Source organism: Paracoccus bogoriensis (assembly GCF_019431455.1).
GTDB classification, from domain to species: Bacteria; Pseudomonadota; Alphaproteobacteria; order Rhodobacterales; family Rhodobacteraceae; genus Paracoccus; species Paracoccus bogoriensis.
In genome coordinates, this window is sequence record NZ_JAHYSR010000012.1 from 75,438 (window position 1) to 97,901 (window position 22,464).

The window sequence follows — 22,464 nt, forward strand, 5'->3', positions numbered from 1 at the left end:
GATGCTGCTCTGTATCGACACCGGCAACACGAATACGGTCTTTTCCATCTGGGACGGCGCCCGCTTCGTCGCACATTGGCGCATCAGCACCGATCACCGGCGCACGGCGGACGAATACTTCGTCTGGCTCAGCACGCTGATGCAGCTGACCGGCCGCGACGGTCTGAACGTCGATGCCTGCATCATCAGCGCCACGGCGCCGCGGGTGGTCTTTAACCTTCGCGTTCTCTGCAACCGCTATTTCGATACGCGCCCTCTGGTCGTGGGCAAGCCCGATTGCCTGCTGCCCGTGCCCCCGCGCGTGGACGAAGGCACGACGGTCGGCCCCGACCGGCTGGTGAACACGGTCGGCGCCTTCGACCGGCACGGCCCCGATCTGGTCGTGGTGGATTTCGGCACCGCCACGACCTTCGACGTGGTGGACACGGATGGCGCCTATATCGGCGGGGTGATCGCGCCGGGCGTGAACCTGTCGCTGGAGGCGCTGCATATGGGGGCGGCCTCGCTGCCTCATGTCGATGTGACCATGCCCGCGCGCGTGATCGGCACGAATACGGTTGCATGTATCCAGTCGGGCGTGTTCTGGGGCTATGTTGGACTGGTCGAGGGCATTGTGCGCCAGATCCGTGTCGAGCGCGACCGGCCCATGAAGGTGATTGCGACCGGAGGGTTGGCGCCGCTGTTCGATCAGGGGTTTGACCTCTTCGACGCAATCGAGGACGATTTGACGATGCATGGGCTGAGGCTCATTCACGACTACAACAAGGAGATGGGCAATGGCTGACCGCCTGATCTATCTGCCGCTTGGCGGCGCGGGCGAAATCGGCATGAACGCCTATGTCTATGGCTATGGCCGCCCCGGCAAGGAGCGGCTGATCCTTGTCGATCTGGGCGTGACCTTCGGCGACATGGACAGCAGCCCCGGCATCGACCTGATCATGCCCGATATCGCATGGCTGGAGGAGAACCGGGATCGGCTGGAGGCGATCTTCGTCACCCACGGGCACGAGGATCATATCGGCGCGATCGCGCATCTCTGGGGACGGCTCGACGTGCCGATCCATGCGCGCGCCTTCACCGGCCGTCTGGTCCGGCTGAAGATGGAGGAACACGGCCTGCCGACCGAGGCCGTCAATATCGTGAACCCGCGCCCCGACGTGACCGAGGCCGGACCGTTCCGCGTGCAATATGTGCCGATCAGCCACTCGATCCCCGAAAGCTCGGCCCTGATCATCGACACTCCCGCCGGGCGGATCCTGCATACGGGCGACTTCAAGCTGGATGTCAGCCCCGTCGTGGGTGAGGCCTTCGATCCGATGCTCTGGCAGGAGATCGGAGCCGAAGGCGACGGCGTGAAGGTTCTGGCCTGCGACAGCACCAATATCTTCTCGACCCATCCGGGCCGGTCGGAATCGCTGCTGGCGACGCCGATCCTGGAATGGGTCATGGCACAAAGGGGCATGGTCGTCGCGACCACCTTCGCCAGCAATGTCGCGCGGCTGAAGACGCTGGCCGAGGCGGCCCGCGCTTCGGGGCGCAAGGTCTGCCTGCTGGGCCGCGCCATGCGCCGCATGGTGGCGGTGGGCCTGGAAACGGGCGTTCTGACGGATTTTCCCGAAACGATCAGCGCCGATGATGCAGCGCGCCTGCCGCGCCACGAGGTCTTGCTGATCGTCACCGGCAGCCAGGGCGAGCGCCGCGCCGCCAGCGCGCAGTTGTCGCGCGGCCGCTATCTGGGCCTTTCGTTGCAGGAAGGCGACAGCTTCCTCTTCAGTTCGCGCACCATTCCGGGCAATGAACGCCCCGTCGCGCGCATCATGAACGCGTTAAGCGAACTGGGCGTTGAGGTCTTTGATGCCGATGACGGGCTTTACCATGTGTCGGGCCATGCCAACCGCCCGGATATCGAGGCGATGCATGACCTGCTGAAGCCGCGCATTGTCATCCCGATGCACGGGGAACATCTTCATCTGCGCGAACATGTGATGCTGGCCCGCAGCAAGGGAATGGCAGCCGAAGTCGTCGTGAACGGCATGATGGTCGAACTGACCGGCGAGACGCCGCGCGTGGTCGATCAGGTGGAATCGGGCAAGCTGTATCTGGACGGAACGGTGCTGATCGGCGCAATGGACGGGATCGTGCGCGACCGCATCCGGATGGCGCTGAACGGGCACGCGCTGGTCAGCGTCATCGTGGACGAGGATGACAATGCCTTGCCGGATGCCTGGGTCGAGCTGATGGGCCTGGCCGGGCGCACGCGCGCAGGTCAGGATCTGGCCCGCCATATCGAGGGCGAATTGTCCGACTTCCTGGAGCGCGCCGATGCCCGCACCGTGGCCGACGATGCCAGGATGGACGAAGCGCTGCGAAAGATCACCCGCCAGGTCGTCATGGAGGAGATCGGCAAGAAGCCCGAGGTGACGGTGATCATCAGCCGCCTGATGGCCGACTGAGACCGTTTTTCCGTTGCGTCCCGCGATGGCCGGGGGGCCAGCCCCCCGGACCCCCCTCTGCAGCCCGGCGCGTGACGGGCTGCGCATCAGGGTCGCGGGAAGGCTTGCAACCGGCCGCATCATGCGGCAATCCCCAGCCATGAGCGACAAGACCAGATCAGCCTTTGACCCGAACCCGCCGCGGCGCAATTTCTATGGCCGCCGCCATGGCAAGACCCTGCGCCAGAGCCAGAAGGGCTATCTGTCCGAGGATCTGGGTCATCTGCGTCCGCGCGGCATCACGGTCCAGGACAATCCCGAGCGTAAACCTGTCGATCCTCGGGCCATTTTCGGCAATGATCGCCCGATCTGGCTTGAGGTCGGTTTCGGGGGGGGCGAGCACATGGTCCACATGGCCGCGACCTATCCGGACATCAACATCATCGGCTGCGAACCCTTCATCAACGGCGTGGCCATGCTGCTGGGCAAGATCCGGGCGGCGGGAGTGAGCAATGTCAGCGTCCATCCGGGCGATGCGCGCGACCTGATGGACGTGCTGCCCGATGCCAGTATCGAGCGCGTCTTTCTGATGTATCCCGATCCCTGGCCCAAGGCGCGCCACCACCGCCGCCGTTTCGTGACGCCCGAACATCTGCTGCCCCTGGCACGGGTGATGAAATCGGGCGGTCTGTTCCGGGTGGCAAGCGACATTCCCGATTATCTCCGGCAGACCCGCGAGGAAGTGCCGATGGCGGGTTTCGAGCTGGTCTCGGACACGGCCGAGCCTTGGGAGGACTGGATCAGCACGCGCTACGAGCAGAAGGCCCTGCGCGAGGGGCGTGTGCCGCATTACGTGACCTTCCAAAGGCTCTGAGCCCCGGCGCCGCGCCAGGAGGCGGCGCTGCCGGGTATTTGGGCAACGGAGAAGGAACGCAGGCCGACGCTATTCGACCGTTACGGATTTCGCAAGGTTTCTGGGCTGGTCCACATCGGTGCCCTTGGCGACGGCGGTGTGGTAGGCGAGATACTGCATCGGCACCGCATAGAGCATGGGCTGGAAGATGCCGCCGCCCTGCGGCAGCGCCAGGCTGGCCGTCACGCCGTCGCCCGCCGCCGCGATCCCGGCCGCATCCGAAATCAGCAGGACGCGGCCATGGCGGGCCATCACCTCCTGCATGTTCGAGATCGTCTTGTCGAAGAGCGCGTCATGTGGCGCCAGCACCACCACCGGCACGTCGCCGTCGATCAGCGCGATCGGGCCGTGTTTCAGCTCGCCCGAGGCGTAACCCTCGGCGTGGATATAGCTGAGTTCCTTGAGCTTGAGCGCGCCCTCCAGCGCCACGGGATAGAGTGCACCCCGGCCGAGATAGAGCACATCGCGCGCCTGAGCGAGCCAGTCAGCCTGGACCCGGCATTCGTCCGATAGTGCCAGCGCCTGCGCGATCAGGGCGGGCACCGCGCGCAGGTCGCGCAGATGCGCGGCAAGGGCCGCATCGTCGATCCGGCATCGCGCGCGGGCCGCTTCCAGCGCCAGCACCGCCAGAACCGCCAGCTGGCAGGTAAAGGCCTTGGACGAGGCCACGCTGACCTCGATCCCCGCCAGCGTCGGCAGAGCCAGATCGGCGTCGCGCGCGATGGCCGAGGTGCCGACATTGACCAGCCCCACGCTGCGCGCCACCTTGTCGCGGGCATAATGCAGCGCGGCCAGCGTGTCGGCGGTCTCGCCCGACTGGCTGATCGCGACGAAGAGGCTGCGATCCGACAGGGGCGGCTCGCGGTAGCGGAATTCCGAGGCCACGTCGATGTCGCAGGGCAGGCCCGCAAGCTGCTCGAACCAGTATTTGGCCACATGGCCCGCCAGATGCGCCGTGCCGCAGCCGACCAGCACGATCCGGTCGATGGCGGCGAAATCCAGCCCTTCGGGCAAAACGATCCGGTCGCCCTTGAGATAATGGTTCAGCACATTGCCGATCACGGCGGGCTGTTCGGCGATCTCCTTGGCCATGAAGTGACGATAGCCGCCCCGGTCGATCGCGGTCGCGCCCACGTCGATCCGGGCTGTGGCGCGATGCGTCTGCCGACCCGCCGCATCCCAGATCTGGACGCCTGCGCGCGTCAGCACGGCATGGTCGCCATCCTCGAGATAGGTGATGCGGTCGGTGAAGGGCGCGAGCGCCACGGCGTCGGAGCCCAGGAACATTTCGCCCGTGCCATGGCCGACGGCCAGGGGGCTGCCCTTGCGCGCTGCGATCAACAGGTCAGGTTCGCCCTCGAAGAGGAAAGCCAGCGCGAAGGCGCCTTCGAGACGCGCGAGGGTTGCCCGCGCGGCCTCCAGCGGGGTCATGCCCTGATCGAGATGATACCCGGTCCAGAGCGCGACGGTCTCGGTATCGGTCTGCGATTGCGGCTGGATACCGAGCGACTCCAGCTCCGCGCGCAGATCGCGGAAGTTCTCGATGATGCCATTATGGACCACGGCCACGCGGCCGAAGCGGTGGGGATGAGCATTGGCCTCGGTCGCGGCGCCATGGGTGGCCCACCTGGTATGGCCGATGCCGGAATGGCCAGGCAGCGGGTCATGGACCAGCCGGTCGCTGAGATTGACCAGCTTGCCCACCGCGCGCCGCCGGTCCAGCCGCCCCGACGCATCCACCGTCGCCACGCCCGCGCTGTCATAGCCGCGATATTCCAGACGCTTGAGCGCCTCGACCAGTTGGGGGGACACTTCGTGACTGCCCAGAATGCCGATGATGCCGCACATCAGCGGGCCTCCTTTCTTGCGCGCAAAGCCGCCATCAGGCGCAGGGCCAGACCGGGTTTGGTGACCTGTCTGGCGCGGCCGATTGCCAGCGCGCCGTCGGGCACATCCTCGGTGATGGTGCTGCCGGAACCGGTCATTGCATCCGCCCCGACACGAACGGGCGCGACCAGCATCGTGTCGCTGCCGATGAAGGCGCGGGGGCCGATCATGGTGCGGTGCTTCATCACGCCGTCGTAATTGCAGGTGATCGTGCCGGCGCCGATATTCGTATGCTCGCCCACACGCGCGTCGCCCAGATAGGTCAGGTGGCCGACCTTGACGCCTTCGTCCAGCACGCTGTTCTTGATCTCGACGAAATTGCCGACATGGACATCGCCGCCCAGTTCCGCGCCGGGGCGCAGGCGGGCGAAGGGGCCGACCGTGGCGCCGGCGCTGACATGGCAGCCTTCCAGATGGCAGAAGGGCAGGATCTCGGCGCCCGATTCCACAGTGACGCCGGGACCGAAGACGACGTTCGGGCCGATCACCGCATCGCGGCCGATCACCGTGTCCAGCGCGAACCAGACGCTGCCCGGATCGGTCAGCGTCACGCCGTCCTCCAGCGCGCGGGCGCGCGCGCGGGCCTGGAACAGCGCCTCGGCGCGGGCCAGTTCGGCCCGGGTGTTGATGCCGAGTGTTTCCTCTTCGTCGCAGGTGACGACATCGGCGTGCAGCCCTTCGGACCGGGCCAGGGCCACAAGGTCGGTCAGGTAGTATTCGCCCGCCGCATTGTCGTTGGTCAGGCGCGGCAGAAGCTGGCGCAGAAGGCTTGCCTGCATCGCCATCACCCCGGAATTGCACAGCGCGATCTGGCGCGTGGCAGTGTCGGCATCCTTCCATTCGACGATCCGTTCCAGTCCCTGCGCGGTCACGACAAGGCGGCCGTAGCGGCCGGGATCCTCGGCCTCGAAGCCCAGGACGGTCAGATCTGCGGGGTGGCTGGCCAGAGTGGCCAGGGTATCCCCGGTGATGAAGGGGGTGTCGCCATAGAGGATGATCACCCGGCCCTCGAACCCTTCCAGCGCGGGCAGGGCCTGCCGGACTGCGTGACCCGTGCCCAGCTGTTCGGCCTGAAGTGCGATCGCGGCCTCGGGGTCGAGCTTGGCCAGCGCCTGGCTCACCAGCTCGGCGCTGTGGCCGGTGACGACGACGATCTGTTCGGGTTCAAGGCTGCGCGCCGCTGTCAGGGCATGGGCGACCAGCGGCACGCCGCCCAGCCGATGCAGCACCTTGGGCAGGTCCGATTGCATCCGGCTGCCCTGACCCGCCGCCAGAATCACCACTGCCACCGCGTCTTTGGTCATGCCCGCCCCTTCGCCTGTTTGCTTTTTATCATGGGCGTTCTAATCGGGGCGCAGGGCGCTGGCTAGGGCTGGCGCATTCACCTTTGTTTTCGGATCGTTTCGGAGGGTGCGGATGGCGGGAACAGTGGTCTTTGACCTGGACGGAACCTTGGCCGATACATCGGGCGATCTGGTCGCGGCGGCGAATGCCTGTTTCCGCGCGCGCGGCTTGGGCGATCTGCTGGACCCGGTTGCGGACGCGCAGATCGCCTTTCAGGGCGGGCGCGCGATGCTGCGGGCGGGCTATGCGCGCATCGGGTCGGACATCCTGCTGCCGCCCGGCGCCGAGGACGAGGATTATTCCCGCCTGCTGGGCCATTACGGCGAGGCGATCGCGGTGCATACGCGGCTTTATCCGGGCGTTGAGGCTGCGCTTGACCGATTGGAGGCCGATGGGCACCGGCTGGCGGTCTGCACGAACAAGCCGGAAGCCCTGGCCGAGACGCTGCTGTGCAAGCTGGGCCTGCGGGATCGTTTCGGCGCGCTGATCGGGGCTGATACGCTGCCGGTCCGCAAGCCCGATCCGCGGCCCTATCGGGCGGCAGTCGAGGGCGCGGGCGGGATCCTGGAACGCTCGTTTCTGGTGGGCGATACCGAGACGGACCGCCTCACGGCGGCTGCTGCGGGTGTCAGGGTCGTGCTGGTCTCGTTCGGGCCAGAGGGAAGGGGTATCGAGCGCCTCGCGCCAGAGGCTCTGCTGGAGCATTTCGACGCGCTGCCGGGAATAGCCCGCGATTGGCTGAGTTAGGAAGGAGCGCTGCCCCCATCGCGCAAGCGCGATGCCCCCAGGATATTCGGACCAAGGCATAAGCGGGATGCCTTGGCCCTGGCTGCGTCATTCGGCCTCGTTCGCAGGTTTGGCGTTCAGATGGCCGTAATTCTGGGCGCCGATCGTGTCATAGAGGCCGATCTGCGTTTCGAGGAAGTCGATATGGCCTTCCTCGTCGGCGATGAGTTCCTCGAAGAGGTTCTTGCTGACGTAATCGCCCACGCTCTCGCAGTAATCGCGTGCCTCGATATAAAGCGTGCGAGCGTCATGTTCGGCTGCAAGGTCGCTTTCCAGCGTCTCGCGCAGGGTCTGGCCGATCCGCAGCGGGTCGAGCTTTTGCAGGTTGGGATGGCCTTCGAGGAAGATGATCCGTTGGATCAGCTTGTCGGCGTGGTGCATCTCCTCGATGGATTCCTCGCGCGATTTCGCGGCGATCCGGCCGAAGCCCCAGTCTTCCTGCAGGCGGTAATGCAGCCAATACTGGCTGACCGCAGTCAGTTCAGACCGCAGCGCGGCGTTCAGATAGTCGATGACCTTGGCGTCGCCCTTCATGGGTGGCTTCCTTCTTGCTGTCATTGCGGGGCCGCAAAATCGGCGGTGCAACTTCCAAATTATCGCAAGCGCGCATCGTGTCCAGAAAGAGCGGCATGCAACCGCCGCAATCGGCACGTTTTCCAAGGGCGTGATAGATCTTGCCCGGCGTGATGATCGTTTCGGGATCGGCGGCGCGCATCCAGTCGATGGCGGCGCGAATGTCGTGATCCGAAATCTGGGTGCAGTGGCAAACGATCATGGCGGGCTCCTGTGCGATAATATCTGACTTGTTTTGTCGGTTGTGTAAAGGCCGAGATTTTTACTTGGAGATCACAGCCGCTTGACGGACCAGCGCCGAGGTCGCAGAAGCGGGGCATGAGACTGTCCGATTTCGATTTTCCTCTGCCCGATGAGCTGATCGCGACGCGGCCTGCGCGTCCGCGCAGTTCGGCCCGGCTGCTTCATGCCGAGGGCAGGGCTCTGGCTGATCGCCGTGTCAGCGATCTGCCGGTGATCTTGCGGCCTGGCGATCTGCTGGTGCTGAACGACACCCGCGTCATCCCCGCACGGCTGAGCGGCACGCGCAGGCGCCGCACGCCGCAGGGCGATGCCGTTGCCGGGATCGAGGTCACGCTGCTGGAGCCCGCCGCCCAGGGCTGGCAGGCGCTGGCCAAGCCGCTGCGCAAGCTGCGGCAGGGCGAGGTGATCCGGTTTGGGGACGCGCTCTCTGCCACCGTGGCCGAGATCGGCGAGACCGGTCTGCGGCTGGTCTTTGACGCCGAGGGTGATGCCTTCGACGCGGCGCTGCGGCAGGTGGGGGCGATGCCCCTGCCGCCCTATATCGCCTCGCTCCGGGCGCCGGACGAGCAGGATCACGAGGATTACCAGACGGTCTGGGCCGCGCAGGACGGTGCCGTCGCGGCCCCGACGGCCAGTCTGCATTTCGACCAGCCGCTGCTGGACGCCCTGGCTGCGCGCGGGGTGGAATTCGTGCATGTCACGCTGCATGTGGGTGCCGGCACCTTCCTGCCGGTCAAGGTCGAGGATGTGACCACCCACAGGATGCACGCCGAACGCGGCTTGATCACCCCCGAGGCCGCCGCGACCATCAATCGTGCCAAGGCCGAGGGGCGGCGCGTGATCCCGGTGGGCACGACCGCGCTTCGGCTGATCGAATCGGCGGCGACGGGGCCGGGGCAGGTCGCGCCCTTCGACGGGGCGACCGACATCTTCATCTATCCCGGCTTTCAATTCCGTGTGACGGACGGGCTGATGACCAATTTCCATCTGCCCAAATCAACGCTGATGATGCTGGTCTCGGCGCTGATGGGCACGGAAAGAATCATGGATCTCTATGGACATGCCGTCCGGCAGCGTTATCGTTTCTTCAGCTATGGCGACGCGTCGCTGCTGATCCCGTAAGTTCGCTTGGGGGCTGGCTCATCGTCGCCAGAGGCTTTAGGGCAGGCGTTCTGACCCTTTCATGCCCCTGACGACGAGGCCGCGATGATCTCGGTTCTGCGCACGACCTGGCCCCTTCTGCTGGGCATCCTGTTGCTGATGGTCGGCAACGGGATGCAGGGCACGCTGCTGGGTATCCGGGGCGATATCGAGGGCATTCCGACCTTTCTGATGTCGCTGGTCATGTCGGCCTATTTCGGTGGCTTTCTGCTGGGCAGCCTGCTGGTGCCGGATCTGATCAAGCATGTCGGCCATGTGCGAGTCTTCGCGGCGCTTGGCTCGCTGATCTCGGCGGCCTTGGTTCTGTTTGCGGTCGAGCCGCACTGGATCAGCTGGGCCGCGCTGCGTTTCCTGATCGGCTTCTGCTTCTGCGGGGTCTATGTGACGGCGGAAAGCTGGCTGAATGCGGGCTCGACCAACGAGAACCGGGGTCAGTCGCTGTCGGCCTACATGATCGTGCAGCTTCTGGGCATCGTGGTGGCGCAGGCACTGTTGAACGTGGGCGATCCGGCAGGCTATCTGCTGTTCATCATCCCCTCGGTGCTGGTTTCGCTGGCCTTCACGCCGATCCTGCTGTCGGCCCAGCCCGCGCCCCAATTCGACACGATCAAACGGATGTCCTTTGGCAGGCTCTACCGCGCCTCGCCGCTTGGCTGCGTGGGAATCTTCCTGATGGGCGGCGTCTTTGCGGCGCTGTCGGGCATGTCATCGGTCTGGGGAGCAGTGATCGGCCTGTCGGTGGCGGAAATCAGCCTGTTCGTCGCCGCGATCTATGCGGGCGGGCTGGTGCTGCAATATCCCATTGGCTGGATCTCGGATCGCTATGACCGCCGCAAGCTGGTGCTGATCCTGTCGGCCATCGGGGGGCTCTGCGGGCTGCTGGTGATTGCCGGGCAGCCGGGGACCGTCGGTCTGGTGATCGCCGGGGCGATCATGGGCGGCGTGGCCAATCCGATCTATGCGCTGTTGCTGGCCTATACGAACGATTACCTGGACCAGAGCGACATGGCCTCGGCCTCGGCGGGGCTGTTATTCATCTACGGGATCGGCAGTATGGGCGGCCCTGTCATCACCGGCTGGCTGATGGATCTGGTCGGGCCGGACGGATACTGGGTCCATATGGCCGTGCTGCTGGCCGCGCTGACCGCCTATGCCGCATGGCGCGCGACGCAGCGCCGGGCGCTGACGCCCGAGGAACAGGGCAGTTTCGCCGTCATCACCCCAAGCGCTACCCCCGTCGCGGTCGAGATCGTGCTGGACGAGGCGCAATCGGACGGCGCCCAAGGCACCGCCTGACCGGGGCTTCCGGCCTGTCCGAGGGCGCGCTTGCCGCTTGCGCGCAAATGATTTAACGCTGAACTATCTTTCAGGCAGCGGGGAATGTCATGGCCCAGACTTACGACATGGTGGTGATCGGCGCCGGACCCGGCGGTTACGTTGCGGCGATCCGGGGCGCGCAGCTCGGGCTCAAGGTCGCCTGCATCGAGCGCGAGCATCTGGGCGGCATCTGCCTGAACTGGGGCTGCATCCCGACCAAGGCCATGCTGCGCTCGGCCGAGGTCTATCACCTGATGCACCGCGCCAGGGATTTCGGGTTGAAGGCCGAAGGCATCGGCTATGACCTCGACGCGGTGGTCAAACGCTCGCGCGGGGTTGCCAAGCAGCTTTCCGGCGGCATCGGGCATCTGTTCAGGAAGAACAAGGTGACGGTCATCATGGGCGAGGCGAAGCTGGCCGGCAAGGGCAAGGTCTCGGTCAAGACCGACAAGGGCCACGAGGAGATCGCCGCAAAATCCATCGTGCTGGCCACCGGCGCGCGGGCGCGCGAGCTGCCGGGGCTGGAGCCGGACGGAAAGCGGGTCTGGAACTACAAGCACGCGCTGGTGCCGCCGCATATGCCCAAGAAGCTGCTGGTCATCGGATCGGGCGCCATCGGCATCGAATTTGCCAGCTTCTTCAACACGCTCGGCGCCAAGACGACCGTCGTCGAGGTGATGGAGCGCGTGCTGCCCGTCGAGGATGAAGAGATCAGCGCCTTCGCCAGGAAGCAGTTCGTCAAGCAGGGCATGACGATCATGGAAAAGGCGACCGTCAGGAAACTGGACCGCAAGGATGGCGTCGTGACCGCCCATATCGAGACCGGAGACAAGGTCGAGACGCAGGACTTCGACACGGTGATTTCCGCCGTGGGCATCGTTGGCAATACCGAGGGTCTGGGCCTTGAAGAGGCCGGGATCAAGATCGACCGCACCCATGTCGTGACAGACGAATATTGCCGGACCGGGGTGGATGGCATCTATGCCATTGGCGATCTGGCCGGCGCACCTTGGCTGGCGCACAAGGCCAGCCATGAGGGTGTGATGGTGGCCGAGCTGATCGCCGGTCGGCATCCCCATCCGATCAAGCCGGGCAGCATCGCGGGTTGCACCTATTGCCACCCGCAGGTCGCTTCGGTGGGCCTGACCGAGGCCAAGGCCAAGGAAATGGGCCATGATGTCAAGGTCGGCCGCTTCCCCTTCATCGGCAACGGCAAGGCGATCGCGCTCGGCGAGCCCGAAGGCATGATCAAGACGGTTTTCGACGCCAGGACCGGCGAGTTGCTGGGCGCCCATATGGTCGGCGCCGAGGTAACGGAACTGATCCAGGGCTATGTCATCGGTCGCCAGCTTGAAACGACTGAACAGGATCTGATGGAAACGGTCTTCCCGCACCCGACCCTGTCCGAGATGATGCACGAGGCGGTTCTGGACGCCTACGGCCGTGCGATCCATTTCTGATCGCTCCGGCCGCTTGTTCTGACGGTTCTCGCTCTGATGGGGGCTTGTGCCCCCCTCCTGTCCCGGCCCTCAGTTCGCTGGAACCAGCGTGGTGATCCCGACCGAGGCCGCCCGCGCCAGCGCCGGGTCCAGCGACATGCCGATATATTCACCCCGCCGCCAAAGCCGCGACAGGTCGTCGTAGTGGCGTGACAGCGGATGGCCTGATTGCCCGGTCGAAACGATGAAGACCGAGGAATCCGGATCGGCCAGATCGAAGACGCCCCGGAAGGTTGCGCCATCCTGGGCGGTAAAAGGCTTGGGTCCGCGTCCGAAAAGCCCGCTGCGCGCGACCGTGAAATCCCCGCCCGAGACCGATTGCGTGATGTTGGTGATCCAGCCCAGCGCCGGCAGGTTGCCCAGGCCGGGATGGATGTGCCGCGCCTCGTGCCGGTCGCCCCATCGCCAGCTTTCCACGTCGGGGCCGAAGCGCGCGGTCAGATCCTGGATCGCGCGGTCCAGTGCTTGCCGGGCGATGGTCGTGCAATCCTCGGTGGCCGCGCTCTGGACGATGTCGCACCAGCGCGCCGCGCCGCCGGTGTTGCGAAACACGGCCTCGATGAAGGCGGGTTGCAGGCTGTGGATGTCATCCGCCAGAGGGCCGATCTCGTCCCGGATCAGGCGGTCCTGCAGCGCGCTCATCCATGCGGCATAGATCAGCGGCTCGGGCAGATGCTCGTTCATCGCGCCGTCCCATTCCGCCAGCAGCGCCAGCGCGTCCTGACGCTGGCGTTCGGGCGTGCCCGGCATGGCGGGGTCGCCGGTGAACCACAGATCCGCGCCGACCACGGGCAGCAGCGCGCGCGCTGCGGGGCTGACGATGTCCAGCTGCGCGGCGATGAAGCTGTCACGGGAATGGACCTCGCGGTCGCCCAGCAGACGCGCCAGACGCGATCGCCTCGGATCATGGCGGCCAGGCTCTTCGGTTGCCAGCGCGATTCCGCTTTCGGGCTGGGCCGGCGTATCGGCCAGAGCCATCTGGCCCACCCATTCGGCTGCGGGCAGCCAACCCGGCGCGGGCAGAAGCCCGGCGGTCGGGTGATCGGCCCGGCGCTGCGGCATTGCGCCCGCCACAAGCGTATGGATCGCCTCGTCCGAGGCCAGCAGCACGTTCAGCGCGGGCGCAACCAGCGGGCGTAACGCCTCGGCCGCGCGGTCGGCATCGGGACTGCGCATCAGCGCCATCAGCGCCGACATGCTGGCGTCGTCGGGTGTCAGGCCGGTCCAGCGCAGGGCGGCGACATGGCCGATGGGCACCACATCGCGCAGCCCCGGCTCAAGCCCCGGCACGACGGGGCCGTTGCGGGTGTCGCGCAGGGTGATGGTCTGATCCTCGCCGTCCAGCACGCGGATCAATTCGTGCCGGGTCTCGAAGTCCAGCCAGCCTTCAGGGCCGCGATAACGGTTCGGATTGCCCGGTTGGACCTCTTCGATGACGATATCGGCATCGTCCAGCCCGGCGGGCGTCAGCGCCCAGGCCAGATGCGGATTGCGCCCCGTCAGGACCAGCGGCATACCGGGAATCGTGGCGCCGATCACCCCGCCAGAGGACAGTTCCAGCCGCGCCAGGTAGAACAGCGACGGCGCGGTCAGGGGGCCATGCAGATCGCCCGCCAGCAGCGCGCCCTCGCCGATGGTGCGGCGGGGGGCGGCGGCAAAGGCGGTCGCGCCAAGCGACAGGCCGGGGCGCAGATAGGTCAGCGGCGCGCGCACGGCGTCACGGTCGCTGCGTCTCTCGGGATTGGCAAAGCGGGCCTCGGGGAAGATCTCGGCATAGGGCAGGGCGGGTTGGGGCAGGCCGGGCCGGGCGATGATTTCGGTGCCGTGCTGCGGCCAGGCCAGCGACAATCGGGCGCGCAGGATCTCGTCCGAGACCGCGTCGGTCATGCTGGCCGCGTAGAGCTTGAGGATCGCCAGCGAATCGGCGGGCTGCCAATAGGCGATCTGGTCGGGGAACAGGAAGAACTCGGGCGCCCCGCGCCCCCGCGCGCCCTCGTTGACGATGCGGATCCACTGGTTCACCCCGGCCGCGTAGGCCGCCAGCGCCTCGCGCGTGGGTTCGTCCTGCGCCTCGACGGCGCGGCGCGCCAGCGCATGAAGCCCCAGCCGCCGCATCAGGTCATCCTGCGGCAGGGCCCGGGGGCCGTGGATCTCGGCCAGGCGGCCCTGTGCGGTGCGCCGCAGCAGCGTCATCTGGAACAGCCGGTCCTGTGCATGGGCCAAGCCAAGTGCGAAGAATATATCCGCATCCGTTTCCCCGAAGATATGCGGCACGTTCTCGGTCGAGCGCACGATCTCGACCGGGGCCGAGATACCCTCGACCCGATGGCTGGCGGTATAATCGGGCAGAGATCGGACCGTGAAATACCAGGTCAGAACGCCCGCCAGAACCGTCAGGACCAGAAGCCCCACGGTCAGCCGCAGCAGCCAGCGAAACAGGGTCAGCATCGGGAAAATGTCCTTGGGGCTGAGGGTCGGCTGTCGGGCGGCGGGGGATTGACCCTGCCGCGCTTCGGGTGATGCTGTGGTCCATAAGCCAGCGCGCGGCTCATTTCAACGCAGGCGGGCGCGCGGGCAGGTTTGCGGCAACAAGGGGGCGACATGGCAAGGATTGCGTTTCTGGGCCTGGGGGTGATGGGCTTTCCGATGGCGGGTCATCTGATGCGCGCGGGCCATGGGGTGACGGTCTATAACCGCAGCCCTGCCAAGGCCCAGGCATGGGTTGCGCAGCATGGCGGCACCCACGCGCCCACCCCGCGCGAGGCGGCGTCCGGGGCCGATTTCGTGATGGCCTGTGTGGGCAATGACGACGATCTGCGGCAGGTCTGCCTGGGCGCTGACGGCGCATTCGCGGGCATGACGCCGGGCGCGGTCTTTGTCGATCACACCACGGTCTCGGCCAAGGTCACGCGCGAACTGGCCGAAGCCGCGCGTCAGGCCGGTCTGGGCTATGTGGATGCGCCGGTTTCGGGAGGGCAGTCGGGGGCCGAGAATGGGCAGCTTTCGGTCATGTGCGGCGGCACCCCCGAGGATTACGCGAGCGCCAAGCCCGTGATCGACGCCTATGCCCGGATCTGCCGGCGCATGGGCGATGCGGGCGCGGGACAGATGGCCAAGATGTGCAATCAGATTGCCATTGCCGGGCTGGTCCAGGGCCTGTCGGAATCGCTGGCCTTCGCGGAACGCGCGGGTCTGGACATCGAGCTTCTGGTCGAAGTCATCAGCCAGGGCGCCGCCGGAAGCTGGCAGATGGTCAACCGCCACAAGACCATGGCCGAGGGCCATTTCGACCACGGTTTCGCGGTGGACTGGATGCGCAAGGATCTGGCCATCTGCCTTGAGACCGCGGACGAGATCGGCGCCTCGCTGCCTGTCACCGCGCTGGTCGATCAGTTCTACCATGAGGTTCAGCGCATGGGCGGGGGGCGGTGGGACACGTCCTCGCTGATCGCGCGGCTGCGGCGCTAGGGGGCGCTGTGCGCGCGGGCCTCGGTCCGCGCCAGCACGAACAGCCGCAGCGCGGTCGCAAGCCCGACACCGGGCGGGCGCTGCCGGTCGATGGCGCCGATCAATGCCGCGCGGGCCAGTCCGAGCGCCTCGGCCTCGCGTCCGAGGGCGCGCCAGAACGCATCCTCGAGCGTGACCGAGGTGGCGTGCCCCTCGATCAGGACAGAGCGTTTGCGCGGCGCGTCCAGCGGCGGCAGATCAGGCATCATCGCGTTCGGTCCGGTGGCCTTCCAGCCGGCGGCGGTCCAGTTCGGCCCTGGCCTCGCGGGCCTCGCGCAGGGCACGGGGTTCGCCATGCCTGGCGGCATTCGCATCGGCGGCCGCGCGGGCCTGGGCGCGGGCGCGGTTCTTGCGGAACTGGCGCAGGTTGATCGGCTTGGTCATGGCCACCGCCTTGCAATGCAGAAGGGCGCCCCAGTCTGGCGCGCCCTTGTCGTCATGGTCAAGAGGGATCAGCCCTTGGGGCCGATCATGTCTTCGGGGCGCACGATCCGGTCGAAGGTCTCGCCATCGACGAAGCCCAGATTGATCGCCTCTTCGCGCAGGGTGGTGCCGTTCTTGTGCGCGGTCTTGGCGACCTTGGTCGCGTTGTCATAGCCGATGGTCGGCGCCAGCGCCGTCACCAGCATCAGCGATTCCTTCATCAGCTTCTCGATCCGTTCGACATTGGCCTTGGTGCCCACGACCATGTTGTCGGTGAAGCTGGAAGCGGCGTCGCCCAGAAGCTGCATGGATTGCAGCACGTTATAGGACATCATCGGGTTATAGACGTTCAGCTCGAAATGGCCCTGAGACCCGGCAAAGCCCACGGCTGCGTCATTGCCCATGACATGGGCGCAGACCATGGTCAGCGCCTCGGCCTGGGTCGGGTTCACCTTGCCGGGCATGATGGACGACCCCGGCTCGTTCTCGGGCAGGATCAGCTCGCCCAGACCCGAGCGGGGGCCAGAGCCCAGCAGCCGCATGTCATTGGCGATCTTGAACAGGCTGCCCGCCACCGTCTTGAGCGCGCCCGAGAACATGACCATCGCATCATGCGCGGCCAAAGCCTCGAACTTGTTGGGCGCGGTGACAAAGGGCAGGCCGGTGATCTTCGCGATCTCGGCAGCAATCGCCGTGTCCCAGCCCTTCCTGGTGTTCAGCCCGGTGCCGACCGCGGTGCCGCCCTGGGCCAGTTCGTAGATGTCGGGCAGGCAGGCCTTCACCCGTTCGATCCCCTTGCGGACCTGATGGGCATAGCCGCCGAATTCCTGCCCCAGGGTCAGGGGGGTCGCATCCTGCGTATGGGTGCGGCCGATCTTGATGATGTCCTTGAATTCGTCCGACTTTGCCTCAAGCGCGGCGGCAAGCTTTTCCAGCCCCGGCAACAGCACGTCGCGCGCCAGCATCCCGATGGCGATGTGCATTGCGGTCGGGAAGGTGTCGTTGGACGACTGACCCATGTTGCAGTGATCGTTGGGGTGGACGGGTTTCTTGCTGCCCATCTCGCCGCCCATGATCTCGATGGCACGATTCGAGATGACCTCGTTGGCGTTCATGTTCGTCTGCGTGCCCGATCCGGTCTGCCAGACGACCAGAGGAAAGTGGTCGTCCAGCTTGCCCTCGAAAACCTCCAACGCGGCCTGTTCGATGGCATCGGCCAGATCGGCGGGCAGGTCGCCATTGGCGCGGTTCACGCGGGCGGCGGCCAGCTTGATCGCGCCAAGCGCCCGGATGATCGGGACCGGCTGGCGTTCCCAGCCAATCGGGAAGTTCATGATCGAGCGCTGCGTCTGCGCGCCCCAGTATTTCGAGGCGTCAACCTCCAGCGGGCCGAAGCTGTCGGTTTCGGTGCGGGTCTTGGTCATCGGGTCGCTCCCTCACGGTTTCGCGCGTGGTCTATCCTGTCGGGGCCTCGGGCGCAATTCGTATGCGACGGTATGCCGTCGCTAACATCAGCCGCCCATCGCGCGGATCGCAGCGCGCAGGGCGGGCAGTTCGCTGTCGGGCAGGGGCAGGACGGGGGGCTGGGGGTCGGCCTCGGTCAGGTCCATCAGTTGGGCTGCGGCATGCATGACACGCAGGCTGCCATGGCGTCGGAACAGATCCCAGAGCGGCTGGAACCGATCCTCGGTCGCGGCGGTGCCCGGCGCGTCTCCTGCCTGCGCCGCGCAGGACAGGGTCAGCGTCGCTTCGGGCCACAGCCCCGCCGCCACGCTGAACCAGGCATCGGCCCGGTCCAGCAGCGCCCGCGTGCAGCCCCAATCGCCGCTATAGCCGATGACAAATCCCTCGGGCAGGGCGGGGCGCAGGGCCGCGATCTCGTCGGCGATGCTGCCTTGCGCAGGCAGCGGCATCTTGACCGCAGCGACATGGGGCAGGGCGGCCAGCCGCGCGATCAGGCCATGCGACATGGCGACATGGGTGGTCGAGGGGTTGTTATAGATGCAGAGCGGCAGGCCCCCGGCACCGGCCACGGCGGCGTAATGGGCGGCAATCTCGTCCTCGGTCAGGGGGGTGTAGCTGACCGGGGCCAGCAGCAGCCCCGCCGCCCCCGCATCCGCCGCATGGCGGGCCAGCGCTACGCTGTCGCGGGTGCTCAGCGCGCCCACGCCCACGATCACCGGCACCCGCCCGCGTGCCACGTCCAGCGCAATCTCCGAGGCGCGGCGGCGTTCGTCCAGCGTCAGATAGGCATAGCTGCCGGTGCTGCCCAGAAGGCCGATGCCGTCCACACCGGCCCGGACCAGCCGTGTCAGGATGCGGCGCAGGTCATCCTCGATGACGCGGCCCTCGGGGGTGGCGGGGGTGATGGGAAAGGCCGACAGGCCGCGCATGACCGACATGGGGCCTCCTCTGCTGCGATGGTCCGCATCAAGCCCGGTTGCGCCGCGTCAGGCAAGCCCCCGCGATGCCTCGAGCAGCGGCGGCAGGTCGGCTGCTACTTGCGCCAGCGGTCCAGACGCACGACCTCGCCCCCGCCCGGGGGGGGCGTGTCGTCGCCGTCATCCTCGGCGTCCAGCTCGTATTCGGCGTCCTCGTCCTCATCCTCGTCGTCATCGTCCTGGGTCTCGAAGCGCAGGCCGAACTCGACCGAGGGGTCCACGAAAGTGCGCAGCGCATCAAAGGGGATGCGCAGCGGCTCGGGCGAATTGCCGAAGTTCAGGGTGATGGTGAAGCCCTTGTCGTCCACAATCAGGTTATCGAACCAGTGCTGGATGACGATGGTCATTTCCTCGGGATAGCGGGCGCGCAGCCAGTCGGCCATCTGCACGCCGGGGTCGCGTGTGTCGAAGGTGATGAAGAAATGATGCTCGCCCGGCAGCCCCTCGTCGGAGACCTTGCGCAGGACGTTGGCGATCAAGCCCTGCATCGCGCGATGCATCATCCCGCCATAATCGATTCCGGCACGCGCCATGTCGTCACCCTTGCTGTCTTGATATCAAGCATAGGGATATGGGCGCGGAAGAAAAGGGGCGATGAGGCAGGGGAGGAAGGCAGGGAAATGCAGGATCGCCTGTGTGGATGGGTTTGTTTTTTGCAAGGGTGATTTTCGGGCGTTCGTGATCTGTGCGGATTGCGGCGATGTGTTCGGCCTGTCGAGGCGTTATCACTTCACCGCCGGCCTTGATGAATTCGGCTACGCCTGGATACCTGCCATGGCATCGTCCCGCTCAGGGTGACATGCTGCCCCCGGAGCCACGATCTGCGGCACAGCTTCGCCGACAAGACCCTCCTGGACGACTGCTGGGCGGGCGAGCCCGGCTCCCGCCTCGCGATCCTGTCCACCTGCCTTGGGCATACCGATCCCGGCAATATCTGCTGTTACTGTTGGCGGTGCCGAAGCTGCTGGCATTGAAAGGCGAGAGGCTCAAGCGACACCCGACACAGCGCCAAGTCAGCCCGCAGGCCTATCGCAAGCCGCCGGGAAAGCTCGGCATCGAGGATCTCGTTGCGCTTCTGATGGGGCCTGCCGCGATGCGGTCCAGTGCCGGTTGGCCGGGCTCGTCACGGGCGCGACAGCCCGGTGCCCATCCCTGGCGCGCAAGCGGGCGACCATGCGTGGACTGCGGCATTCGGCGGCCATGCGCCTGCTGCGGGGCGGCATCGTCACCTCGATGATCGCGCTTTGGCTCGGACACGAGCAGGTTGAGAGAATCCGGACTGCGCGCACGCGGACCTGTAAATCAAGAAATGGGCTGTCGAAAGGGCCGCCCCATCACCGTGAAACCCGGCCGCTTCCGGCCCAATCCTCGCCTTCCTCGAAGCTCTCTGATCATACCCCCCCTTCGCAGCCCTCCTCTCCGGAAACAACGGCTTACAGACCTGCATCGGCATGATCCGGGCATCAGCATAATGGGCGGACAGACCGAAATCCTCGGGGGAGCCATCCTCGGTGGTGATCAGCAGCAGCGCCGGCAGGGCGGATCGAGGGCGGAGCCCGGGGGGCAGATGCGGGCGGGGCAAGCCCTGGGGTTCGGTCTGGTCCAGCAGGGTGATGCCCCGGGCCAGTCGCGAAGGGTCGCTGCTGTGGTGGCCCTTCGTGAAACGGTCGATGTTCTCGGCGGCGGCCTCGGAGGTCTTGCCGTGCGCGTGCAGCCCGGCGACCCATCGCCAGCCAGGCCTGTTCGACAAGGGGCAGCCGTCGATCAGATGCCGCAGGAAGAAATCCGCACCGACCCGCCCGGCAGGTCCAGCGTGAAGATCCAGATCGAGACGAGCCACATTCGTGCATGATTGTGCAGATAGCCCGTCTCGTGTCAGTCTTGCACCCGGGCATCCGTGCAGGCGATGCCGGTTCGACTCGTCTCGACGGCCTCGATGCGTGCGGTGGGGTCGGGATCGTGCGCGGTGGCGGCCAGATCAAGGGCGCTGTTCCAGCCATCCCTTGAGACACTCGAAATAACTGCGGCCGACAACTTCCTGCACGAATTTTCGGTGCCGGCGTCATGGGCTTCGACGGCGCGGGCCACGACATCCTGTTCGGTCAGCAGGCGGTAACAGATCCACGGCGACAGGCCCGATACGCTCTGATATCGGCCCGGTCCCAGGTCGTGATTGCGCCGCGCGGCGTAGCGGCGGCCCATGCAAGGGGTGAAGGCATCCAGCCGGGCAAGGGTTTCGGTGCGCATGGGCAGGGGTTGGCTCATGCAGGGTTCCCGGTTGCGATCGGGCGTTATCACTCGCCTTGGGCCGGGCCTGCGCCAAGGGTCTTGTGCCAAGGGTCTTGTGCCAAGGGTCTCAAGAGGGTCTGAAAAGCCGCAGGGAACTCTGGCGCCTGCATCGGGTTGGATGGCAGACCCTGCATTCGGGACAAGGAGACGAGGATGCGAAATCACCTCAAGGGAAGCGTCGCGATGCTGGCCCTGCTGGGCGGCCCGGCCATCGCGCAACAGGCACAGGAGGCACAGGGCGTCGTGGTCGAGACCTGCGCCCCGGTCGTGACCGTCACCCAGACCCCACCCGAAATCCGCATCACCATCCCCGAAGACCCCGCCGCCGATCCTCAGGTCGTGGTTCTGCAGGCGCCCCCGGCGGTCGAGGTCGTGCAATGCCCGCCCGTCATCACGGGCGCCGAGGCACAAATCACCGAGGCCGAGCCGGAAATCGTCGTGAACGCCGCCGAGACGGCCGAACTGGTCGTGACACGCATGGATGCGGCAGGACAGGCTGCGGAGGATCAGACCGATCAGCAGACCGAAGAGGCCGCAATGTCGTCGGATCAGCCCGCCGACGAAGCCGATAACGGGCTTGTCGTCGATGAGGCCGCTGGCTCGGATACGGCGACCGGCGCGACGGGCGATCAGGCTGCGCAGCCGCCTGCCGGACTGGTGGGCGAGGGCGAGGGCGCAGCCGAGGACGCGCCGGATGCCGCTGCCGACCAGCCTGCCGAGGCCGCGCCCGAAGGCCCCGAAGGCGCTGACGTGCAGGTGCCCGGCGATGCGGGGGGCCAAGGCGCCCAGACCGATGCCGAGGCGGCCGGCAGCTCGCCCGCCGGGCCCACCGGCGCGGTTCAGCCCTCGACCGGAACCGGCGCGACCTCTCCTGCCACCACGCTGAACACGCAGGCCGAGGCAACCGAGGGCCCCGTCACCGAGGGCTTGGCGGTCGAACAGAGTCAGGCCGACGGCCTCGCCCCGGACGCGACCGCGCCCTTGGCTCAGCCCGCGCCGGATGCGTCGGCAGAGCCGGTCACGGGCAGGCCGCAAGGCCAGCCCCTGCTGCGAGAGGGCAATGTGGCGCTGACCCTCGATGAGGCCATGGCCGCGGATCTTGGCGGTGCTGATGTGATTGCCAGCGATGATGAAGCCGTTGGCCGGATCGACAGCGTCGATGCGGCGTCGGGAACGATTCTGGTCGGTGTCGGCGGCTTTCTCGGTCTGGGAGAGCGTGACTTGACGCTGCCGATGGACGAGGTCTCGTTCCAGCGCGATGCCGATGGTGTTCTGCGCGCCTATCTTGCCATGCCCTCGGAAACGGTCGAGGCGATGGCCGAAGAACAGGCAGGCGAGGCGGCGCAATAAGCCCCGCCCGACGCGCGCGCCGATCTTTTTTGGCGCGCGCTCTTGACGGGGGCAGGCGCTCTGCGTAAACCCCCCCTCACCCCGGCAGGCGATGCAAGCTGGGGGGGATGAGTTGGGCGGTTGTAGCTCAGTTGGTTAGAGTACCGGCCTGTCACGCCGGGGGTCGCGGGTTCGAGCCCCGTCAACCGCGCCACACCTCATTCATTCGCCGGAAGAAAAGCGCGGTTGTAGCTCAGTTGGTTAGAGTACCGGCCTGTCACGCCGGGGGTCGCGGGTTCGAGCCCCGTCAACCGCGCCAC

At 66.6% G+C, this 22,464-nt stretch carries 21 protein-coding genes and 2 tRNA genes; 12 read left to right on the plus strand and 11 right to left on the minus strand.

Annotated features, from left to right (window positions below; genetic code table 11):
* Position 1 precedes the first annotated feature (1 nt).
* The 3 genes from KY389_RS07925 (at position 2) to trmB (ending at position 3,306) form a co-directional block, all read left to right on the plus strand.
* A complete protein-coding gene (locus KY389_RS07925) occupies positions 2 to 784 on the plus strand; it encodes a type III pantothenate kinase (RefSeq protein ID WP_219830359.1) in 783 nt (260 codons plus the stop codon).
* On the plus strand, positions 777 to 2,453 hold the full coding sequence (locus KY389_RS07930; RefSeq protein ID WP_219830360.1) for a ribonuclease J: 1,677 nt from the start codon (positions 777 to 779) through the stop codon (positions 2,451 to 2,453). Before KY389_RS07925 ends, KY389_RS07930 begins: the two co-directional genes overlap by 8 nt.
* Before the next feature lie 139 nt (positions 2,454 to 2,592).
* On the plus strand, positions 2,593 to 3,306 hold the full coding sequence (gene trmB / locus KY389_RS07935) for a tRNA (guanosine(46)-N7)-methyltransferase TrmB (protein WP_219830361.1): 714 nt from the start codon (positions 2,593 to 2,595) through the stop codon (positions 3,304 to 3,306).
* Positions 3,307 to 3,375: 69 nt separating this feature from the next.
* On the opposite strand, the gene glmS is transcribed toward trmB, so the two are convergent.
* Both glmS and glmU read right to left on the minus strand, forming a co-directional pair.
* Complete coding sequence (glmS, locus tag KY389_RS07940) at positions 3,376 to 5,193, minus strand: glutamine--fructose-6-phosphate transaminase (isomerizing) (protein WP_219830362.1); 1,818 nt, start codon at positions 5,191 to 5,193, stop codon at positions 3,376 to 3,378.
* Entirely contained in the window at positions 5,193 to 6,536 is a 1,344-nt protein-coding gene (gene glmU, locus KY389_RS07945) for a bifunctional UDP-N-acetylglucosamine diphosphorylase/glucosamine-1-phosphate N-acetyltransferase GlmU (protein WP_219830363.1), read from the minus strand. The genes glmS and glmU overlap by 1 nt, the downstream gene beginning before the upstream one ends.
* Positions 6,537 to 6,648: 112 nt before the next feature.
* On the opposite strand from glmU, the gene KY389_RS07950 reads away from it, so the two are divergent.
* Positions 6,649 to 7,323 (plus strand): HAD family hydrolase, encoded by a 675-nt coding sequence (locus KY389_RS07950; RefSeq protein ID WP_219830364.1) that lies wholly within the window; start codon positions 6,649 to 6,651, stop codon positions 7,321 to 7,323.
* Between the two features lie 87 nt (positions 7,324 to 7,410).
* On the opposite strand, the gene bfr is transcribed toward KY389_RS07950, so the two are convergent.
* Complete coding sequence (gene bfr / locus KY389_RS07955; protein ID WP_219830365.1) at positions 7,411 to 7,896, minus strand: bacterioferritin; 486 nt, start codon at positions 7,894 to 7,896, stop codon at positions 7,411 to 7,413.
* Positions 7,844 to 8,137: a (2Fe-2S)-binding protein gene (locus tag KY389_RS07960; RefSeq protein WP_219830366.1), complete on the minus strand. Its 294-nt coding sequence runs from the start codon at positions 8,135 to 8,137 to the stop codon at positions 7,844 to 7,846. The genes bfr and KY389_RS07960 overlap by 53 nt, the downstream gene beginning before the upstream one ends.
* A gap of 116 nt (positions 8,138 to 8,253) precedes the next feature.
* On the opposite strand from KY389_RS07960, the gene queA reads away from it, so the two are divergent.
* The 3 genes from queA to lpdA all read left to right on the plus strand — a co-directional run bounded on the left by queA (position 8,254) and on the right by lpdA (position 12,116).
* On the plus strand, positions 8,254 to 9,300 hold the full coding sequence (gene queA, locus KY389_RS07965; RefSeq protein WP_219830367.1) for a tRNA preQ1(34) S-adenosylmethionine ribosyltransferase-isomerase QueA: 1,047 nt from the start codon (positions 8,254 to 8,256) through the stop codon (positions 9,298 to 9,300).
* Between the two features lie 84 nt (positions 9,301 to 9,384).
* A complete protein-coding gene (locus KY389_RS07970; protein WP_219830368.1) occupies positions 9,385 to 10,635 on the plus strand; it encodes an MFS transporter in 1,251 nt (416 codons plus the stop codon).
* A gap of 89 nt (positions 10,636 to 10,724) precedes the next feature.
* On the plus strand, positions 10,725 to 12,116 hold the full coding sequence (gene lpdA / locus KY389_RS07975; protein ID WP_219830369.1) for a dihydrolipoyl dehydrogenase: 1,392 nt from the start codon (positions 10,725 to 10,727) through the stop codon (positions 12,114 to 12,116).
* A 69-nt stretch (positions 12,117 to 12,185) separates the two neighbouring features.
* Here lpdA and KY389_RS07980 read toward each other — a convergent pair whose 3' ends face one another.
* Positions 12,186 to 14,603 (minus strand): penicillin acylase family protein, encoded by a 2,418-nt coding sequence (locus KY389_RS07980; protein ID WP_219830370.1) that lies wholly within the window; start codon positions 14,601 to 14,603, stop codon positions 12,186 to 12,188.
* 153 nt (positions 14,604 to 14,756) lie between these two features.
* Here KY389_RS07980 and KY389_RS07985 point away from each other — a divergent pair, with 153 nt between their 5' ends.
* Positions 14,757 to 15,623 (plus strand): NAD(P)-dependent oxidoreductase, encoded by an 867-nt coding sequence (locus KY389_RS07985; RefSeq protein ID WP_219830371.1) that lies wholly within the window; start codon positions 14,757 to 14,759, stop codon positions 15,621 to 15,623.
* Here the strand turns inward: KY389_RS07985 and KY389_RS07990 are convergent.
* The 5 genes from KY389_RS07990 to KY389_RS08010 all read right to left on the minus strand — a co-directional run bounded on the left by KY389_RS07990 (position 15,620) and on the right by KY389_RS08010 (position 19,059).
* Positions 15,620 to 15,871: a ribbon-helix-helix domain-containing protein gene (locus KY389_RS07990; protein WP_343222923.1), complete on the minus strand. Its 252-nt coding sequence runs from the start codon at positions 15,869 to 15,871 to the stop codon at positions 15,620 to 15,622. The two genes, KY389_RS07985 and KY389_RS07990, sit on opposite strands and share 4 nt — an antisense overlap.
* Positions 15,861 to 16,046 (minus strand): DUF4169 family protein, encoded by a 186-nt coding sequence (locus tag KY389_RS07995; protein WP_219830372.1) that lies wholly within the window; start codon positions 16,044 to 16,046, stop codon positions 15,861 to 15,863. The genes KY389_RS07990 and KY389_RS07995 overlap by 11 nt, the downstream gene beginning before the upstream one ends.
* 68 nt (positions 16,047 to 16,114) lie before the next feature.
* Entirely contained in the window at positions 16,115 to 17,509 is a 1,395-nt protein-coding gene (gene fumC / locus KY389_RS08000; RefSeq protein ID WP_219830373.1) for a class II fumarate hydratase, read from the minus strand.
* Positions 17,510 to 17,596: 87 nt separating this feature from the next.
* Positions 17,597 to 18,487, minus strand: a complete 891-nt coding sequence (locus KY389_RS08005) for a dihydrodipicolinate synthase family protein (protein ID WP_219830374.1) — start codon at positions 18,485 to 18,487, stop codon at positions 17,597 to 17,599.
* A 95-nt stretch (positions 18,488 to 18,582) separates the two neighbouring features.
* Positions 18,583 to 19,059 (minus strand): SspB family protein, encoded by a 477-nt coding sequence (locus KY389_RS08010; RefSeq protein ID WP_219830375.1) that lies wholly within the window; start codon positions 19,057 to 19,059, stop codon positions 18,583 to 18,585.
* Positions 19,060 to 20,174: 1,115 nt separating this feature from the next.
* Between KY389_RS08010 and KY389_RS08015 the strand changes: the two genes are divergently transcribed.
* Positions 20,175 to 20,378, plus strand: coding sequence for a hypothetical protein (locus KY389_RS08015; protein WP_219830376.1), 204 nt, complete (start codon positions 20,175 to 20,177; stop codon positions 20,376 to 20,378).
* A gap of 23 nt (positions 20,379 to 20,401) precedes the next feature.
* On the opposite strand, the gene KY389_RS08020 is transcribed toward KY389_RS08015, so the two are convergent.
* A complete protein-coding gene (locus tag KY389_RS08020; protein ID WP_219830377.1) occupies positions 20,402 to 20,791 on the minus strand; it encodes a hypothetical protein in 390 nt (129 codons plus the stop codon).
* Between the two features lie 177 nt (positions 20,792 to 20,968).
* Here KY389_RS08020 and KY389_RS08025 point away from each other — a divergent pair, with 177 nt between their 5' ends.
* The 3 genes from KY389_RS08025 (at position 20,969) to KY389_RS08035 (ending at position 22,463) form a co-directional block, all read left to right on the plus strand.
* Positions 20,969 to 22,165 carry a PRC-barrel domain-containing protein gene (locus tag KY389_RS08025; protein WP_219830378.1) on the plus strand — a complete coding sequence of 399 codons (1,197 nt, stop codon included), beginning with the start codon at positions 20,969 to 20,971 and terminating at the stop codon, positions 22,163 to 22,165.
* 116 nt (positions 22,166 to 22,281) lie between these two features.
* Positions 22,282 to 22,358: transfer RNA gene (locus KY389_RS08030), tRNA-Asp, on the plus strand.
* Between the two features lie 28 nt (positions 22,359 to 22,386).
* Positions 22,387 to 22,463 (plus strand) — tRNA-Asp (locus KY389_RS08035).
* Position 22,464: the final 1 nt, after the last annotated feature.